15 protein-coding genes are annotated in these 17,938 nt (G+C 65.6%); 8 read left to right on the top strand and 7 right to left on the bottom strand.

Annotated features, from left to right (window positions below; all coding sequences use genetic code 11):
* Complete coding sequence (gene hpxZ / locus ACNJYA_RS37180) at positions 1-396, top strand: oxalurate catabolism protein HpxZ (protein ID WP_212255984.1); 396 nt, start codon at positions 1-3, stop codon at positions 394-396.
* Positions 393-1,115, top strand: coding sequence for a GntR family transcriptional regulator (locus ACNJYA_RS37175; RefSeq protein WP_172786170.1), 723 nt, complete (start codon positions 393-395; stop codon positions 1,113-1,115). Before hpxZ ends, ACNJYA_RS37175 begins: the two co-directional genes overlap by 4 nt.
* A gap of 101 nt (positions 1,116-1,216) precedes the next feature.
* On the opposite strand, the gene atzF is transcribed toward ACNJYA_RS37175, so the two are convergent.
* Positions 1,217-3,034 carry an allophanate hydrolase gene (atzF, locus tag ACNJYA_RS37170; protein ID WP_439401732.1) on the bottom strand — a complete coding sequence of 606 codons (1,818 nt, stop codon included), beginning with the start codon at positions 3,032-3,034 and terminating at the stop codon, positions 1,217-1,219.
* A gap of 185 nt (positions 3,035-3,219) precedes the next feature.
* Complete coding sequence (locus tag ACNJYA_RS37165; protein ID WP_439401731.1) at positions 3,220-3,726, bottom strand: MarR family winged helix-turn-helix transcriptional regulator; 507 nt, start codon at positions 3,724-3,726, stop codon at positions 3,220-3,222.
* A 151-nt stretch (positions 3,727-3,877) separates the two neighbouring features.
* Here ACNJYA_RS37165 and ACNJYA_RS37160 point away from each other — a divergent pair, with 151 nt between their 5' ends.
* Positions 3,878-5,725: a feruloyl-CoA synthase gene (locus ACNJYA_RS37160; RefSeq protein WP_439401730.1), complete on the top strand. Its 1,848-nt coding sequence runs from the start codon at positions 3,878-3,880 to the stop codon at positions 5,723-5,725.
* 339 nt (positions 5,726-6,064) lie between these two features.
* Here the strand turns inward: ACNJYA_RS37160 and ACNJYA_RS37155 are convergent, their stop codons facing one another.
* The gene (locus tag ACNJYA_RS37155; RefSeq protein WP_271502527.1) at positions 6,065-6,571 is read right to left on the bottom strand and encodes a MarR family winged helix-turn-helix transcriptional regulator; all 507 of its coding nucleotides are present in this window, start codon (positions 6,569-6,571) and stop codon (positions 6,065-6,067) included.
* An 83-nt stretch (positions 6,572-6,654) separates the two neighbouring features.
* On the opposite strand from ACNJYA_RS37155, the gene ACNJYA_RS37150 reads away from it, so the two are divergent.
* The 4 genes from ACNJYA_RS37150 (at position 6,655) to ACNJYA_RS37135 (ending at position 11,233) form a co-directional block, all read left to right on the top strand.
* Complete coding sequence (locus tag ACNJYA_RS37150) at positions 6,655-7,863, top strand: cytochrome P450 (protein ID WP_439401729.1); 1,209 nt, start codon at positions 6,655-6,657, stop codon at positions 7,861-7,863.
* 12 nt (positions 7,864-7,875) lie between these two features.
* Positions 7,876-8,199, top strand: coding sequence for a 2Fe-2S iron-sulfur cluster-binding protein (locus ACNJYA_RS37145; RefSeq protein WP_439401728.1), 324 nt, complete (start codon positions 7,876-7,878; stop codon positions 8,197-8,199).
* A gap of 48 nt (positions 8,200-8,247) precedes the next feature.
* On the top strand, positions 8,248-9,459 hold the full coding sequence (locus ACNJYA_RS37140; RefSeq protein WP_172786233.1) for an ABC transporter substrate-binding protein: 1,212 nt from the start codon (positions 8,248-8,250) through the stop codon (positions 9,457-9,459).
* 91 nt (positions 9,460-9,550) lie between these two features.
* Positions 9,551-11,233 carry a tannase/feruloyl esterase family alpha/beta hydrolase gene (locus ACNJYA_RS37135; protein ID WP_439401727.1) on the top strand — a complete coding sequence of 561 codons (1,683 nt, stop codon included), beginning with the start codon at positions 9,551-9,553 and terminating at the stop codon, positions 11,231-11,233.
* A gap of 139 nt (positions 11,234-11,372) precedes the next feature.
* Here ACNJYA_RS37135 and ACNJYA_RS37130 read toward each other — a convergent pair whose 3' ends face one another.
* On the bottom strand, positions 11,373-12,635 hold the full coding sequence (locus tag ACNJYA_RS37130) for an NAD(P)/FAD-dependent oxidoreductase (protein WP_439401726.1): 1,263 nt from the start codon (positions 12,633-12,635) through the stop codon (positions 11,373-11,375).
* Between the two features lie 301 nt (positions 12,636-12,936).
* Between ACNJYA_RS37130 and ACNJYA_RS37125 the strand changes: the two genes are divergently transcribed.
* Entirely contained in the window at positions 12,937-14,109 is a 1,173-nt protein-coding gene (locus ACNJYA_RS37125; protein WP_439401725.1) for an ABC transporter substrate-binding protein, read from the top strand.
* A 158-nt stretch (positions 14,110-14,267) separates the two neighbouring features.
* Here ACNJYA_RS37125 and ACNJYA_RS37120 read toward each other — a convergent pair whose 3' ends face one another.
* Genes ACNJYA_RS37120 through ACNJYA_RS37110 form a run of 3 tightly spaced genes read right to left on the bottom strand, consistent with a single transcriptional unit; the run spans position 14,268 to position 17,928 of the window.
* Entirely contained in the window at positions 14,268-16,139 is a 1,872-nt protein-coding gene (locus ACNJYA_RS37120) for a bifunctional sugar phosphate isomerase/epimerase/4-hydroxyphenylpyruvate dioxygenase family protein (protein ID WP_439401724.1), read from the bottom strand.
* Positions 16,136-17,194: a Gfo/Idh/MocA family protein gene (locus ACNJYA_RS37115; protein ID WP_439401723.1), complete on the bottom strand. Its 1,059-nt coding sequence runs from the start codon at positions 17,192-17,194 to the stop codon at positions 16,136-16,138. The genes ACNJYA_RS37120 and ACNJYA_RS37115 overlap by 4 nt, the downstream gene beginning before the upstream one ends.
* Positions 17,191-17,928: an ABC transporter ATP-binding protein gene (locus ACNJYA_RS37110; protein ID WP_271546402.1), complete on the bottom strand. Its 738-nt coding sequence runs from the start codon at positions 17,926-17,928 to the stop codon at positions 17,191-17,193. Before ACNJYA_RS37110 ends, ACNJYA_RS37115 begins: the two co-directional genes overlap by 4 nt.
* Between the last annotated feature and the right edge of the window lie 10 nt (positions 17,929-17,938).

Below are 17,938 nucleotides of genomic sequence, written 5' to 3'. Positions count from 1 at the left end.
ATGCAGATCGATCTCCCCGATGTGATCGCGGAAGTCAAAGCCGCGTTCGAGCGCTATGAGCAGGCTCTCGTCAGCAACGACGTCGCCGTGCTCGGCGAGCTGTTCCGCAACGACCTGCGCACCTTGCGCTACGGCATCGGCGAGAACCTCTACGGCTACGAGGCAATCTCCGGTTTCCGCGCCGGCCGTTCGCCGGTCGGCCTCAACCGCCGCACCGCCAAGACCGTGATCACCAGCTACGGCCGCGACACGGCCGTGGCGTCCACCTTGTTCTATCGCGATACGGCTCCCGGCAAGGTCGGCCGGCAGATGCAGACGTGGATACGTTTCCCGGAGGGCTGGCGCGTCGTCGCCGCTCATGTCAGCATCATCGACGAGCCGAAAGAGACCGTATGACGCTTGATGATCTTCCGCAGGGCACATTGCCGGCCGAGCCGGTGGTGCCGCGCGTCGACCGTGCATCGCCGTCGCTGCTGAAGGTCACGCGCGCCGAGGAGCTGCGGCTGCAGCTTGCCGACGAGATCGTGCGGGGAACTCTGGCGCCGGGCTCGCCGCTGGACGAGACCGACATCGCGCGGCGCTTCAACGTCTCGCGCACGCCGGTGCGCGAGGCGTTGCGCCAGCTGGTGGCAAGCGGCCTCGTCGAGGCGCGGCCGCATCGCGGCGCCGTGGTGGCGCAGCCATCCATCGAGCGGCTGAAGGGCATGTTCGAGGCGATGGCGGAGCTCGAGGCCTTGTGCGCGGGCCTTGCCGCCGAACGCATGTCGGCGGCCGAGCGTCACGGGCTGGAGGCCATCCACGAGGAGCTGCGGGTGCTGAGCTACGCCGGCAATCCCGAGCGCTTCCATGAAGTCAACGAGCGCTTCCACAATGCGATCTATGCCGGCTCGCAGAACGGCTACATCGCCGAGATCACGCTTGCGACCCGCGTCCGCGTGCAGCCGTTCCGCCGCGCCCAGTTCCGCAACCTCGGCCGCCTCGCCAAGTCGCAAGCCGAGCACGACCGCGTCGTCGTCGCCATCATGCGTGGCGACAAGCAGGGCGCTGCCGCCGCCATGCGCGCGCATATCGAGCTGGTGCGCGGGGAGTACGAGATCTACGCGGTGTCGGTGTAGGGTACACGCTCGGTGCCGTAGGGTGGGCAAAGGCGCGAAGCGCCGTGCCCACCTTATGGTGATGGTGGGCACGGCGCGCGAAGAGCGCGCCTTTGCCCACCCTACGAGACCTGCTTTGCCGCAGCTTCCTTCATATACGCGCGCCAGCCGCCGTAGGCGGTGATATCCCGCGCATCGCCCAGCACTTCCGGCTCGACCAAAAATCCCTTCACGCTCCGTCCATCCTCAAGCCGCACGGTGCCGATCGCCATCGGTGCAGGAATCGCGTTGACGAACTTGCCGAAGGCGGACGACGACAACGACCAGATCTCCAGCTCGATCGCAGCGCCCTTGCCGGTCTCGACACGCAGCATGCCCGGCTTCGGCGGCGTGGTCTGAAGCGCATAGAGCTTGTAGTCGGCGGCCGTCCTGGTGGCCTCGATCAAGCATGCGTTCAGCGCCGTCAGCTCGCCGTTCAGCGCCATGCCGGAGAGATGCGCGCCGACGACCGCGATCGGAATCTCGTCGTCGCTGCTGGTCGGGAGTGGCGCGAGCGGGGCCTGCGCCACCCCCTTCGCGCCGACCGTCAGTTTCGTATCGGCATGGAACACGCGGCCGATGCTCGCGAGCAGCGCGTCGCGCCCTGCGGGCGCCAGCAGCGTGATGCCGAACGGAATGCCGTCGCTGCGCATCGAAGCCGGCACGGCGAGGCCGCAGAGATCGAGCAGGTTGACGAAGTTGGTGTAGGTGCCGAGCCGGCTGTTGAGCTCGATCGGATTGGCCAGCACCTGCGCGGTCGTATAGGCCGTCGGCGCCGTCGGCAGCACCAGCGCGTCGATGTTGGCGAACGTTCGCTCGGCGATCTTGCGCAGGCCCTGCAGGCGATAGAGCGCCGAGAAGGTTTCCGCCGCGGTGAGCCGCGCGCCGGCCGCGGTGATCTCCCGCGTGACGGGGTGGATCGTGTCTGGCGCGGACGCCAGCAGGTTCTTGATCACGAGGTAACGCTCGGCAACCCAGGGCCCCTCATAGAGCAGCCGCGCCGTCTCGTAGAATGGCTCGAGGTCGAACTCGACCAGTGTTGCCCCCAGCGCGGTCCATCGCTTCAGCGCATCGCTGTAGGCGGCTTCCGCTTTCCTGTCGCCGAAAAAGATCAGCTGCCCGTTGCGCGGCACGCCCAGGCGCAGCTTCGCCGGCATCGGCGTGATCGCGCCGAGCGGCCGGTCGCGCGAGAATGGATCGGCCTGGTCGGGGCCGGCCATCACCGACAGCGCGAGCGCGGCATCGTCCACCGTGAGTGCGAACACCGAGATGCAGTCGAGCGTGCGGCAGGCCGGCACCAGGCCGGCGGTCGAGATCATGCCGAGACTCGGCTTCAGCCCGACGATGTTGTTGAGCATCGCCGGCACGCGGCCCGAGCCGGCGGTGTCGGTGCCGAGCGACAGCGGCACCAGCCCGGCGCCGACCGCGGTGGCCGAGCCCGAGCTCGAGCCGCCGGGAATGAGATCCTCGCGGATCGAATTCCGGGGAATGCCGTAAGGCGAACGGACGCCGACGAGGCCGGTCGCGAACTGGTCGAGATTGGTCTTGCCGATGATGATCGCCCCGGCAGCGCGCAGGCGTTCGACGGCGGTCGAGTCGTGTGTGGGCGTGGTGGAGAAAGCCGGACAGGCCGCGGTGGTCGGAAAGCCCAGCGCGTCGATATTGTCCTTCACCGCGACCGGCACGCCGTAAAGCGGCAGGCTGGCCGCATTCGCCCGGGCCGCTAGCTTCGCCGCTTCCGCGAGCGCGTCCTTCTCCTCGTGCAGGCTGATGAACACGGCAGGATCCCCGTGTTCGCGGATGCGCCGATAGGTCCGCGCGATGGTCTCTGCCGGCGAAAGCCGGCCCGCGCGGTGCGAGGCCACAATCGCGGCGATCGTTTCAGGCTGCTCGGCCCCCATGGCGGCAAAACTCCGGCAATTCGTCTTCATCAGGAGTGAAGCAAGCGATGTGCCATTGTGTACAGAATCCGGGCAGGATGATCGTGCCGGATCTTATCGCGCAATCAGTGGCTTGGGGGGCATTTCGGCCGGCGCTCGGCCGGTCGCTTCAGTGGCCTATCTGCCCAAATCATAGGCAGCCGAGATCAGGTGAAGCCGGAAAGGATCCGGAGCAGCTGGGCCCGGTTCTCCTTGCCGATCTTCGCCTCGACGTGCCGCTCGTGCTCGGCCGCGAGCCGCTTGAACTTCTCGAGCGCCGTCTCGCCCTGCGCGGTGAGGTGCAGCGCATGCGAGCGCCGGTCCTCTTTCGACTTGATCCGCTTCACCAGCTTGCGCTGTTCGAGGCTGTCGAGCAGGTGCACCAGCCGGGCGCGCTCGATGCCGAGGCGTTTTGCCACCGCCATCTGCGACAGGCCCGGATTGGCGCCGATCACGGTCAGCACCGAATACTGCGTCGGCCTGATGTCGACTTCGCCGAGCGTCTTGATGAAGTCCTGAAAGATCCAGATCTGGAAGCGCCGGACCGCATAGCCGGCGTGGCCGACCAGCGCGTCGAGGCCGACGTCGTCGGCGCCATCGCGTGGTGCTGCGCCGTTGCCGGCGCGCTTGCGCGGGGCGTGGCGGCCGTCGGCCCGGGATGCTGTGGCTGTCACGTCGTGTCTCCTGTCGTGCAACCCTAGCGCCCTTGGGCTCGAAGCGAAAGATTGTTGTTGACGACAACAATTGTCATGCCCAACATTATCGACAAAGCGGCCCGGAACGAGGCTGCGGCCGATCCTGTATCCGGGATGGAGGAGGAAGCACATGACAGTCGCCTCACATGGTGACGTTGCCGGCCTGTTCGCAACGCCCAGGACCGTCGCGGAGCATCGGCCCGACGGCAGCATCGTTCTGCGCTCGCCCGAGCCTCTCGGCGAGTTTGCGCGCTGCACCGGCGATTGGCTGGAGCAATGGGCGCAGCAAAGGCCGGATACGATCTTCCTGGCCGAACGCGGCAAGGTCGAAATGCCATGGACCACCGTTACCTATGCGCAGGCGCTGCGGAAGGTGCGCGCCGCCGCGTCCTGGATCCTGGCGCAAGGGCTCAGCGTGGACCGCCCGCTCGCGATCCTCTCCGACAACAGCATCGATCATGCGCTGCTCGCGCTCGCCGCCCAGCATGTCGGCGTGCCCTCGGCGGCGATCTCGCCGGCCTATTCGCTGATGTCGAAAGATTTCGACAAGCTCAAGAGCATGATTACGCTGCTCGATCCCGGCGCAATCTACGTCTCTGCGCTCCAGCCGTTTGCACCAGCGCTGGCCGCCATCAAGCCGCTGCACAACGCGCAGATCATCAGCGGCAACGCCGATGATGCCGACGCGCTGGCGTTCCGCGCCATTGCGGCAACGCCCGAGACGCCCGACGTCGCAAGAGCCTTCGCTGCACTCACGCCGGACACGATTGCAAAATTCCTGTTCACCTCGGGCTCGACCGGCACGCCCAAGGCGGTCATCAACACCCAGCGCATGCTGACGTCGAGCCAGCAGGCCAAGGCGCAGACCTGGACCTTCCTCGAACAGAGCCGCGATCTCGTCATTCTCGATTGGCTGCCCTGGAGCCACACCTTCGGCGCCAACCACAATTTCAACCTCGTGCTGCGCAACGGCGGCTCGCTCTACATCGACGGCGGCAAGCCCGCGCCCGGCCTGTTCGCGACCTCGCTCGCCAATCTGAAAAGCGTGATGCCGACGGTCTATTTCAACGTGCCGCGCGGCTTCGACATGCTGATCGCGGCGCTGCGCAGCGACGAGGAGTTGCGCCGCCGTTTCTTCGGCGAGGTGAAATTCGCCTTCTACGCCGGCGCCGCGCTGCCGCAGAATCTGTGGGATGCGCTCGAAGAGCTCTCGCATCAGACGGTCGGCCGCGCGCTGCCGATGGTCTCGGCCTGGGGCTCGACGGAAACCTCACCGCTCGCCACCGACTGTCATTTCCTTGCCGAACGCTCCGGCAACATCGGCGTGCCCATTCCCGGCACCGAGCTGAAGCTCGTCACCTCCGGCGACAAGCTCGAGGTGCGGGTGCGCGGACCCAACGTCACACCCGGCTATTGGAAGGCGCCGCAGCTGACGAAGCAGGCGTTCGACGCGGAGGGCTTCTACCTGATCGGCGACGCCGTGAAGCTTGCCGATAGCGCACGTCCCGAGCGCGGCCTGTTCTTCGACGGCCGCGTTGCCGAAGACTTCAAGCTCAACTCAGGCACATGGGTCAGCGTCGGCGGCTTGCGCGTTGCCGGCATCGCCGCGCTGGCGCCGCTGGCTCAGGACATCGTCGTCGCCGGTCACGGCGGTGACGAGGTGCGCTTCCTGGTATTCCCGAATCTTGCGGCCTGCCGCGCCCATGCCGGCCTGCCCGAGACGGCGGACGTGAGCGAGGTGCTGGCGCAGGACAAGGTCCGCAGTGCCATCGCGCAGGGTCTGGCGAAGCTGAAACAGCAGAGCGCCAACTCCTCCGGTCACGCCACCCGCGCGCTGCTGCTCGCCGAGCCGCCGTCGGTCGACGGCGGCGAGATCACCGACAAGGGCTACATCAACCAGCGCGCCGTGCTGACGCGCCGTGCGGAGGCGGTGGCACGGCTGAACGACGATGCGTCGGGGGCGTGGATCGGGTTGTAGCCAGACTGACAAGGCGACGTCAGGCGCGCTCGGTCCACGTCGTCATTGCGAGGAGCCCTTGCGACGAAGCAATCCAGACCAGGAATCTGGATTGCTTCGCTGCGCTCGCAATGACGGGGAAAAGCGGGGCGTTCGCAAACCGGGCCAGTAACCCTGCCGCATTATCTTGCCGATTCTTTTGTTGCCTTAGCAACTAATTTATGCGAACCCTTTCGGACGAAGTTGACGGCGGACGAACCGCTGCGTTCTTTTCTGGAGGAAACAATGCGCGGCAGAGATGGTGCCGTCGGCAAATGCCGACCCATGCCTGAAGACAGGGCGTGTCCGCCACGCGGCGCGTCAGCTGTGGCTGCTGTCCGTCACAGTGCCGAGATTTTCATGAAGCCGGCGGAGGAGGTCGATCAGCACCTCGCGCTCGTCCTTGCTCAGGCAGGACAACAGTCGCCGCTCGCGCTCGAACGCGGCCACGATCACCTTGTCATGCGTAGCGCGGCCCTTTGCCGTCAGCGAGATCGAATGGGTGCGGCCGTCATTCGGGTCGGTGCGGATCGACACCAGCCCTCGCTTTTCGAGGCCGGCCAGGGTCCGGCTCACCGGCCCCTTGTCGAAGCCGATCACATGGCAAATGCGCGAGGCGGGAATGCCGGGTTCGATCGCCAGCAGCGACATGATGCGCCATTCGGTGACGTTGACGCCGAACTCGCGCTGATAGAATGCGGTCGCGCTGTTCGAGAGCTTGTTGGCGATGAAGGTGATGAACGCCGGGACGTAACGGTCGAGATCGAGCGTCGGTCCCGCATCATTGGGCGCGGGCTTTTGGCGGGCTCTGGTCGAGGACGGCGGCATATCGGGCTTCTGACTCGCGGCGGGCCCAAAGACCTAAGGGCATGCGCTGCCCTTTCACAAGATCAAAATGAGGGAGGTCTTCCATGACCGCATCCGGCTCCGCGGGATCGGGCGTCCCGCATCTCGACGTCGATCCCTTCGACATGACGTTCTTTGCCGATCCCTATCCCGCCCATGAGCTGCTGCGGGAGGCCGGTCCGGTGGTTTATCTCGACAAATGGAAGGTCTATGGCGTGGCGCGCTATGCCGAGGTCCACGCGGTGCTGAACGATCCGGCGACGTTCTGCTCCAGCCGCGGCGTCGGGCTGTCCGACTTCAAGAAGGAAACGCCGTGGCGGCCGCCGAGCCTGATCCTGGAGGCCGATCCGCCCGCGCACACCCGTACCCGCGCCGTGCTGTCCAAGGTGCTGTCGCCGACGGTGATGAAGCAGGTGCGCGATCGTTTTGCCGCGGCGGCGGAAGAACGGGTCGACGCGCTGCTCGACAAGCGCAGCTTCGACGCGATCACCGATCTTGCCGAAGCCTATCCGCTGTCGATTTTCCCCGATGCGCTCGGCCTGAAGCCGGAGGGGCGCGAGCATCTGATTCCCTATGCCAGCGTCGTGTTCAACGCCTTTGGTCCACCCAACCAGTTGCGCCAGGAGGCGATCGAACGTTCGATGCCGCACCAGGCCTATGTCGCCGAGCAGTGCCAGCGCGAGAATCTGACACCCGGCGGCTTCGGGGCCTGCATTCATGCGCAGGTCGACGAGGGTGCTATCACGCCCACCGAAGCGCCGCTGCTGGTGCGCTCGCTGCTGTCGGCCGGACTCGACACCACCGTCAACGGCATCGGGGCCGCCGTCTATTGCCTCGCGCGCTTCCCCGATCAGTGGCAGCGCCTACGCGAGGATCTCTCGCTGGCCCGTGGGGCCTTCGAGGAGGCGGTGCGTTTCGAGAGCCCGGTGCAGACCTTCTTCCGCACCACGACGCAGGAGGTCGAGCTGTCCGGCGCGAAGATCGGCGAGGGCGAGAAGGTGCTGATGTTCCTCGCCGCTGCCAATCGCGATCCCAGGCGCTGGGACGACCCCGACCGCTACGACATCACCCGCCGCACCTCCGGCCATGTCGGCTTCGGCTCCGGCATCCACATGTGCGTCGGCCAGCTCGTCGCCCGCCTCGAGGGCGAGGTGATGCTGACGGCGCTGGCGCGCCGCATCGCGAAGATCGAGATCACCGGCGAGCCGAAGCGCCGCTTCAACAACACGCTGCGCGGGCTCGACAGCCTGCCGGTCACCATCACCCCGGCCTGACGAGGAGTCTTGATGCCCGCCATCATCTTTATCCATGCCGACGGCAAGCCCGACCGCGTCGAGACTTCAGGCGGCGAGAGCGCCATGCAGGCCGCGACCCGTCACGGCGTCGAGGGCATTTTGGCCGAATGCGGCGGCAATGCGATGTGTGCAACCTGCCACGTCTATGTCGACGAGAGCTGGCTCGCGCGCCTCCCGACGATCGCCGACGATGAGGACGCGCTGCTCGACGGCACTACCGCCGAGCGGCGGCCGAACAGCCGCTTGTCCTGCCAGATCACCGTTACGTCCGAGCTCGACGGGCTCGTGCTGAGACTGCCGGAGCGGCAGATCTGATTCTCGATTCGCCGGCAACGGCCGGCAACCAACACAGGGGAGGGAATGATGAAGCATCTGAACTGGACGCTCGCGCTGGCCGCGAGCCTGGTGACCGGCGCGGCGAGCGCGGAAATATCGGACAACGTCGTGCGCATCGGCGTGCTCAACGACATCTCGGGCATCTTCCAGGACACCAACGGCATGGGCTCGGTCGAGGCCGCGCGCATGGCCGCGGAAGATTTCAACGGCGGGGCTAAGGGCATCAAGGTCGAGATCGTCTATGCCGATCACCAGAACAAGGCCGATGTCGGCAACGCCATCGCGCGCAAATGGCTCGATGTCGAGGGCGTCGATGCCATCGTCGATGTGCCGAACTCGGCCGTCGGCCTCTCCATCAACGCACTCTTGCGCGACAGCCGCATGACCTTCCTTGCGTCCTCGACCGCAAGCTCGGATCTCACCGGCAAGGCCTGCTCGCCCAACACCATCCAATGGGTCAACGATGCCTGGGCGACCGGCAACACCACCGCTGCGGCGATGATGTCGCGCGGCGGCAAGGACTGGTATTTCCTCACGGTCGATTACGCGCTCGGCAAGGGCATCGAGGCGGAGGCGCAGAAATACATCGAGGGACACGGCGGCAAGGTGCTGGGCTCGTCCAAGCATCCGCTCGGCACCTCCGATTTCGCCTCCTTCCTGCTGCAAGCGCAAAGCTCGAAGGCGCAGGTGATCGGGCTCGCCAATGCAGGGGGTGATACCATCAACGCGGTGAAGCAGGCCGCCGAGTTCGGCATCCAGCAGAGCGGGCAGAAGCTCGTCGCCTTCCTGCTCTTCATCAACGATGTTCACGGCATGGGCATCAAGGTGGCGCAGGGCCTCCAGCTCATGGAAGCCTTCTACTGGGACATGAACGACGACACCCGCGCATTTGCAAAACGTTTTGCCGCGCGGCCCGGCATGAACGGCAAGATGCCGAGCGGCAACCAGGCCGGCGTCTATGCTTCCACGCTCGCTTATCTCAACGCCGTCGCGGCCACCGGCAGCGACAATGCCAAGCAGGTCGTGCCCGAGATGAAGAAGTTCAAGGGCAAGGACAAGCTGTTCGGTGACACCACGATCCGCCAGGACGGTCGCGTCGTGCATCCGATGTACTTGTTCGAGGTGAAGAAGCCGGAGGAGTCGAAATATCCGTACGACTATTACAAGCTGGTCTCGACCATTCCCGCCGATCAGGCGTTCCGCCCGCTGGCGGAAGGCGGATGCGAGCTGGTGAAGTAAAAGGTGTTGTACCGACGCCGTTCGGCGGTACTTGCCAAACTAGGAAATGGAGGTAATAATTATAAGATATAACTAAATAGGGAGGTTCGCCATGAGGACTGGCTTGATATCAACCGTCGCGCTGGCCGCGCTTCTGGCATCGACCGCGCTGGCTCGGGCCGAGGGCGAGGCCTGCTCGCCGGTCGCCACCGCTTCGCTCGGCATCTCCGGTGTCGAGATCACCGGGTCCAAAACGCAGGACGCGGCCAACGGTCTCCCGAAGCATTGCATCGTGACGGGCCTTGCCAACCAGCGCACCGGCGTCGATGGGAAATCCTACGCGATCGGGTTCGAATTGCGATTGCCGGCCGAGTGGAACGGCCGCTTCCTGCATCAGGTGAATGGCGGCAATGACGGCGTGATCGTGCCCGCTCTTGGCAGCCTGCCCGAGGGGTTAGCCTTCGGTGGCAAAGTGCCACTGGCGCGCGGCTTTGCCGTGCTGTCGTCGGACAGTGGTCATTCCGGCTCGGACCCGGCGAACAAGTCGCTGGGCCTGACTGCCGGCGCGGCGTTCGGCCTCGATCCGCAGGCGCGGCGCGACTATGGCTATGCCGCCGACATGACGCTGTCGCCGGTCGCAAAGCAAATCATTGCCCTTCACTACGGGCGCAAGCCGGATCGCTCCTATATGGCGGGATGCTCGAACGGTGGGCGTCATGCCATGGTGGCGGCGTCGCGCATGCCGGAAAATTACGACGGGTTCCTCGTCGGCAATCCTGGCTTCGACCTTCCGCGCGCTGCGATCCAGCACGCCTGGGACGTGCAGGCCTTCCTGAAAGCTGATCCCGATCTGCGCAAGTCCATCACCAAGGAGGACGCTCAGCTCGTTTCCTCTCGCATTACGGAGGCCTGCGATGCGCTCGACGGCGTCAAGGATGGGCTGACGGCCAATCTCGCGGCCTGTCAGAAGGCTTTCGATCTCAAGAGCTTGGTCTGCGCGCCGGGGCAGAACAGCACCTGCTTGTCCGAAGCCAAGGTCGACGCCCTGAAGATGAGCCTCGCCGGACCGAAGAATTCGAAAGGTGAGGCGCTCTATTCCGACTGGCCTCTCGATGGTGGCATCGGCACGGGCAATTGGCGCACCTGGAAGGTCGAGAGCCCTGTCGCGCCCTGGAATAACTATCCGATCATCGCCACCATGGGCGCAGCGTCGCTGAACTACATCTTCTCGACACCGCCAGTCGTGGTCGAAGGCAGCAATGAGAAGCTGGTCGAGGCACTGAAGGCCTATGACTTCGACAAGGACGCGCCGAAGATTTTCGCCAAGGACGCGACCTTCACGGAATCGGCCATGGACTTCATGACGCCGCCCGACATCGATGATCCCAAACTCGCATCGCTCCAGAGGTCCGGCGGCAAGATGCTGATCTATCACGGCCAGGCCGATCCAGTGTTCTCGGTGAACGACACCATCCGCTGGTACGATCGGCTGAACAAGAACCTGCAGGGGCACGCCGACACGGTCGCGCGCCTGTTCGCGATTCCCGGCGAAACGCATTGCGGTGGCGGCGTCACCCTGGACAAGTTCGATGCGCTGGCCGCGCTAACCGATTGGGTGGAGAACGGCAAGGCGCCCGACCGCATCATCGCGTCGGCCAGTCCCGCCAACAAGGAAGTCCCCGTGTCCTGGAGCCCAGGCCGCACGCGACCGCTCTGCCCTTATCCGAGCTACGCCGCGTATTCCGGCCAGGGCGACAGCGAGGACGCCGCGAGTTTCGTTTGCAAGGCGCCGTAGCTCGTCACGCGTCGGCAGGCGCTCGCCCCGGACCAAGTGCGGCGCGTAGCGCTGCGCTGCAGAGCCGGGGCCCATGGTTGTGGGTCCCGGCTCTGCGTCGCGTCATTTCATGCCGCGCCGCGTCCGGGACACGAGAAGCCTACACCACCTTGCTCGATCCCTGCGTGATCAACCGCGCCGCGCGCTGGTCTCGCGCGTAGATCCAGAGCCAGCTCAGCGCAACGCTGAGGCGGTGGCGCAGGCCGATCAGGAAGTAGATGTGGGCGATGCCCCAGATCCACCATGCGATGGCGCCGCGCAGCTTGACGCGGCCGAAATCGATCACGGCGAGCCGCTTGCCGATCTGGGCGAGGCTGCCGGCGTGCTTGTAACGGAACGGACCGGTCGCAGCGCCGCGCAGGCGCGCTCTGATGGTCTCCGCGACATGACGACCCTGCTGCTTGGCGGCCGGCGCGATGCCGGGCACCGGCTTGCCGTCCCAGGCATTGATGCTGACGGTATCGCCGATCGCGAAGATCTCGGGATGGGCTGGAATGGTGAGGTCGGCCTCGACCAGCACGCGCCCGGCGCGATCGCTGGGCGCGCCGAGCCATTCGGCGGCGGGCGAGGCGCGCACGCCGGCGGCCCAGATCCGTGTCTTCGCCTCGAGCAGCTTGCCACCGAACACGACGCCCTCGCGGTTGATCTCGGTGACGGCTTGGCCGAGCACGACCTCGACGCCGATCTTTTCCAGCGAGGCCTGCGCATAGGCCGAGAGCTCGTCGGGAAAGCCGGCGAGCACGCGCGGACCCGCCTCGATCAGCACGACGCGTGCCTTGTGCGTGTCGATGTTGCGGAAGTCGCCGGGCAGGGTGTGATGCGCCATCTCGGCGATGGTGCCAGCGAGCTCGACGCCGGTCGGGCCGGCGCCGACGATGACAAAGGTCAGCCGCGCCGCGCGTCGCGCGGGATCCGTCTCGCGCTCGGCGCGCTCGAACGCCACCAGGATGTGACGGCGCAAGGTGGTCGCATCCTCCAGCGTCTTCAGGCCCGGCGCCCATGCCTCCCATTCGTCGTGGCCGAAATAAGCATGCCGCGCGCCGGTGGCCAGCACCAGCGTGTCGTAAGGTACCTCGCTGCCGTCATCGATCAGCACGCAGCGTCGCTCGGCATCGACGCCGCTCACGGTCGCAAACAGCGTCGTCACCTCGCGTCGGTCGCGCATGAGATGGCGGATCGGCCAGGCGATCTCGCTGGTCGCGAGCGAGGCGGTCGCGACCTGGTAGAGCAGCGGCTGGAACAGATGGTGATTGCGGCGGTCGATCAGCGTGATCTCCACCGGCGCGCCCGCAAGCCGGTAAGTCGCCTCCAGCCCGCCGAAGCCGGCTCCGACGATGACGACGCGGTGGGGATTTGCGGCCATGATTTAACCCTCGAATCTCGCTGCTGCGCCTCTTCATTTAAGTGCGGATTGGGCCCCGCGGTCCAATAGAGGTCATCAATCGTCGCATAGGCCTGATGTATCGATCCGGCGCGAAAAAGCGCCGCAGCCTCCTTCCATGTGAGTAGAATTATATTTCTTGCCATCTCCGATCGGGGCGAAATATGGTGCAAAGGCAGGCGCTGAGCCATTGGCGGCGCGACAGATTTTGCGTTTCAATAGAGACAGGCCTGGAGCGGCGATCACCCCGCTTCCGGGACCGATAATAAGGAGGGGAGTTGTTATGAGGACGGCATTCTGGCTGGCGGGCGCAGCGGCGCTGGTGCTGGCAGGCCCGGCATCCGCCGGCGACACCATCAAGATCGGTTTCGTCTCGACCTTCAGCGGCCCGACCGCCGTGATCGGCAACGACATGCGCAATTCCTTCGAGCTCGCGCTCGATCATCTCGGCCGCAAGATGGACGGCAAGCCGGTCGAGGTGATCTACGAGGACGACGGCCAGAAGCCCGACGTCGGCAAGCAGAAGACCGAGAAGCTGGTGCAATCCGACAAGGTCGATTTCATCGTCGGCTACATCTGGTCGAACGTGCTCTTGGCCTCGCTCAAGACCGTAGTGGACTCGCAGACCTTCCTGATCTCGGCCAATGCCGGTCCGTCGCAGCTCGCGGGCGAGCTATGCTCGCCTTACGTGTTCTCGACCTCCTGGCAGAACGACCAGACGCCGCAGGCGGTCGGCACCTATATGAACCAGAAGGGCGTCAAATCGGTGTTCCTGATCGGCCCGAACTACGCCGCCGGCAAGGACATGCTGGCGGGCGTCAAGAGCACCTTCAAGGGGCAGGTCGTGGGTGAGGAATACACGGTGTGGCCGAGCCAGCTCGACTTCTCCGCCGAGCTCTCCAAGGCGCGCGCCTCCGGCGCCGAGTCGATCTTCGTGTTCTATCCAGGTGCTGCGGGCGTGCAATTCCTGAACCAATATGCGCAGGCCGGGCTGAAGAGCACGATGCCGCTCTACACCGCCTTCACCATCGACGAGCTCTCACTGCCGCTCCAGAAGGAGAACGCGCTCGGGGTGCCCGGCGCGCAGCAATGGGTCAACGACCTCCCCAACGAGCAGAACAAGCGCTTCGTCGCCGACTACCGCAAGAAGTATCCCGGCTTGCGGCCGACCTTCTACGGCGCGCAGTCCTACGACGCCGCGAATCTGATCAACAGCGCCGTCGTCGCCGTGAAGGGCGACACCTCCAAGAAGGACGCGATGAAGGCCGAAATGGAGAAGGCCAACTTCAAATCGGTGCGCGGCGCGTTCAAGTTCGGCAAAAACCACATTCCGATCCAGAACTTCTACCTGCAGGACGTGGTCAAGGATTCCGAAGGCCAGCTCGCCCTGAAGACCGTCGCCACCATTGTCGAGAACGACCAGGATCGTTTCCACGACAAGTGCAAGATGAAGTGAGGTTTGCCTCTCCCTCTCCTCGCAAGCGGGGAGAGGGCCTCCTAACTATCTCCTCCGTTGTTGCGAGCGCAGCGAAGCAATCCAGAATTTTTCCGCGGAGAGATTCTGGATTGCTTCGTCGCAAGAGTTCCTCGCAATGACGGCGTGGAGAGAGTCTCCTACACCCTTGGCATGCTGGCCGGGCGCACCTCGCGCGCCTGCGCTGCGAGCCTGATACCGGCGTTGGCCGCACCAAAGCCCTGATAATCCCTGCGCTCGACGATCTCGAAAAAGAAGCGCTCGTCGAAGATGTGGGTGTAGACCTGGAAGAACTCGCCGTCGCCCTCGCGGTCGTAGAGGATGTGGTTGGCGCGCAGCTGCGCCATCAGTTCGGGCGAAAGATCGTATTTGGCTTCGATGTCGTCGTAGTAGTTGTCGGGGATGTCCAGGAAGCCCGCGCCGCGCTGGCGCATCGCGGCGACGGTCGCAAAAATATCCCGACACGCGAAGGCGACATGCTGCACGCCCGAGCCGAAGAACTCCGAGATGAAGCGCGCCGGCAGGGTGCGGTTGGCGGAGGAGCCGTTGAGCACGAAGCGCAAGCTCTGGTCGGCGTTGATGACGGCCTGGCTCTGCACGAGGCCTCGCGGGTCGGCGATCTCCATCTGCGGCAGGCGCTTCAGGTCGAGGATGCCGGTGTAGAACAACAGCCAGGACAGCATCTCGTCATAGGGCATCGACTGCGCGATGTGGTCGACGGCGAGCAGGGCATCGGCGCTTGCATCGCTTGCAACAGGTTCGAAATCGGTGTCCCAGTTCTTGCCGGCCTGGTCGAGAAAATAGAGCAGGCTGCCGCCGACGCCGTGGATCGCGGGGATCTCAAGCTCGCCCGGCCCGACCGGCTGGTAGAAGGTGCGCGCCTTCAGGGTCTCGGCGCGCTGCATGGCGCGGCCGGCATCGTCGACGTCGAGCGCGATGGCACAGACGCCGGGACCGTGGGTGACATAGTGGGAATGCGCAAAGCCGTCGGTCTCGCAATTGATGACGAGCTCGACCTTGCCCTGCGACCAGCGCTCCACCGCCTTGCTGCGGTGCTGGCCGCTCTTGCGGAAGCCGAGCTGTGAGAACAGGCGGGCAAGCTCGCCGGCCTTGCTCTCGTTGACGGCAAACTCGATGAAGCCGGTGCCGCGGCTCTTCGCCTTCGGGGCCAGCGGCTTGCCGGCAAAATTCGGCCAATCCGGTGCGAGCTGGTCCTCCAGCAGGATCAGCGAGCGCAGGCCGTCGACCGCGGTCTGCGCGGCCGAGCCGGCGCGGAACTGGTCGTTGAAGATTTCCAGCGACAGCGGCCCGGCATAGCCGGTCGCCGCGATCGCCGCCATGAACTCGCCGACCGGCAGGTCGCCCTGGCCGGGAAAGGAGCGGAAGTGCCGGCTCCACGACAGGATGTCGAGCTCGAGCCTCGGCGCGTCGGCGAGCTGCACCAGGAAAATCTTGTCGCCGGGGATCGAGGCCATGGCGCGGGTCGGAAAGCTAGGGGCCAGCGCGTGGAAGCTGTCGAGGATGACGCCGATCGCAGGATGATCGGCGCGGCGCACGATCTCCCAGGCGTCGCGATAATCGTTGACGTGGCGGCCCCAGGCGAGCGCCTCGTAGCCGACGCGCAAGCCGCGTCTGGCGGCGCGCTCGCCGAGCTCGCGAAAATCGTCAGCAGCGCGGTCGATGCCGCCGAGCGAGGCGGGCGAGACGTTGGAGCAGATCAGCAAGAGATCGGTGCCGAGCTCCTGCATCAGGTCGAACTTGCGCTCCGCGCGGGCGAAGTTGCGCGCGCGCTGCGGCTCCGGCATGCCCTCGAAATCGCGGAACGGCTGGAACGCACAGATCTCGAGATCGAGGTCCGCGCACATCTTCGCGATGTCGCGCGGGCCGGCGCCGAATGACAGCAGATCGTTCTCGAAGATCTCGACCGCATCGAAGCCGGCGGCGGCGATGGCGCGGAGCTTTTCGTCGAGCGCGCCGGAGAGGGAGACGGTGGCGATCGAGCGCTTGTTCATGCGGCCTGCTCCATGATCTGCCCCGGCGAGATCGTTTGCCCGGTGCGCGCGGCCTCGCTGACGGCTTCGACGACGGCAAGCGTTCCCATCGCATCCTCGACCGAGATCAGCGGCTGCTCGCGGCCGGCGATCATTGCGCAGAAATGCCGGAGCTGCTCGACCAGCGGATCGAACCCGGGCGGCGCGATGGTCGCGCGCGACAGCGGCGCGTACCAGCCGGGTTGCTGTGCGTAGGACCACAGCTCCATGTTCGGCACGGAGAGCGAACCCGCCGTCCCTGCGAAGATGTAGCAGGGCTGGTCCTGCTTGGGATAATCCCGGTTCTCGCCCGAGGCGAGCTCCCAGCTCCACGGCGCCGGCGTCGCATCCGACACGGTCACCGTTCCCAGCGCGCCGCTCGCGAAGCGCAGCAGCAGCGCGGCAGTGTCCTCGACCGCGAAGCCGCGCACCTTGTTCGAGGTCAGCGCCTGCACCTCGACGATCTCGCCGCAGATGAAGCGGAGATTGTCGATGTCGTGAATGAGATTGAGCAGCAGCGGCCCGCCGCCTGCTTCGCGTCGCCAGGCGACCTTGAAATAATCATCGGGCTTCTTGAGGAGCCACAGCCCGACCACGGCCGTCAGTTGGCCGAGCTTGCCGCCCGCCACCGTTTCGCGCGCCGACTTGATGATGGGATTATGCCGGCGGTGGTGGCCGACCAGCATCGGCACGCCGGTGCGTCTCACCGCTGCGCACAGGCGCTGTGCGGTGGCGACCGTCTCGGTCACCGGCTTTTCGATCAACGCCGGCACGCCGGCTTCGGCGCAGTCGAGCGCCATCGGCAAGTGCAGCGTGTTGGGCGAGGCGATGATGAGGCCGTCGGGCTTCGCTTGTCCGAGCAGCGCACGATGATCGGGATAGCAGGGCACGTTGTGCGCCAGGGCCAAATCCGTCGCGGCGGGCGAGGGGTCGGCGATGCCGGCGAGCTCGCAGTGCTTTGATGCCGCGATCACCTCGATATGGCGACGGCCGATCAGGCCGGCGCCGGCCACGGCGATCCGCATTTTCGCGCTCATGCTGCACTCTCCTCCATGGCGCCACCGAGGAAGAGCTGCCCGATGCGCGGATCATTCAAAATGCGCTTGGCGTCGTCGACCATGCGGGTCTGGCCAAGCTCGAGCACGATGCCGATGTCGGAGATCTCCAGCGCCGAGCGTGCGTTCTGCTCGATCATCAGGATGGTGACGCCGCGGTCGCGCAAGCTCTTGAGGATGTCGAAGGTCTGCTGCACCATCAGCGGTGACAGGCCGATCGAAGGCTCGTCGACCAGCACCAGCTTCGGCTCGAGCAGCAGGGAGCGGGCGATCTCGAGCTGCTTCTGCTCGCCGCCGGAGAGCGTCGAGGCCTGCTGCGCGGACTTGCGCCGCAATGCCGGAAACAGGTCGAGCGCCGCCTCGATCCGTTTGGGCAGGTCGAGGCCCTTGTCGGCGGCGACGCCGCCGAGCTCGATGTTGTGGCGCACCGACAGCTCGGGGAAGATGTTGCGGCCCTGGGGCACATAGCAGATGCCGGCATTGAGCAGCGCGCGCTGGCTCAAATTGGTGACATCGCGGCCGGCGAAGCTGATCTTGCCCTCACGCAGCTTGAGCAGGCCGAAGATCGCCTTGAACACGGTCGACTTGCCGGCGCCGTTCGGGCCGATGATCGTCGTGATCGTGGCTGAAGGAACGGCAAACGTCGTGCCGTTCAAGATCGTCATCTTGCCGTAGCCGCCGACGAGATTGTGGACAGAGAGGATCGGGTCGCTCATCGCTCGCTCC

This window comes from Bradyrhizobium sp. BLXBL-01, assembly GCF_051853025.1.
In the GTDB taxonomy this organism is placed as follows: Bacteria; Pseudomonadota; Alphaproteobacteria; order Rhizobiales; family Xanthobacteraceae; genus Bradyrhizobium.
Note: the sequence above shows the minus strand (reverse complement) of the source record. Positions and strands in the feature narration are given on the sequence as shown.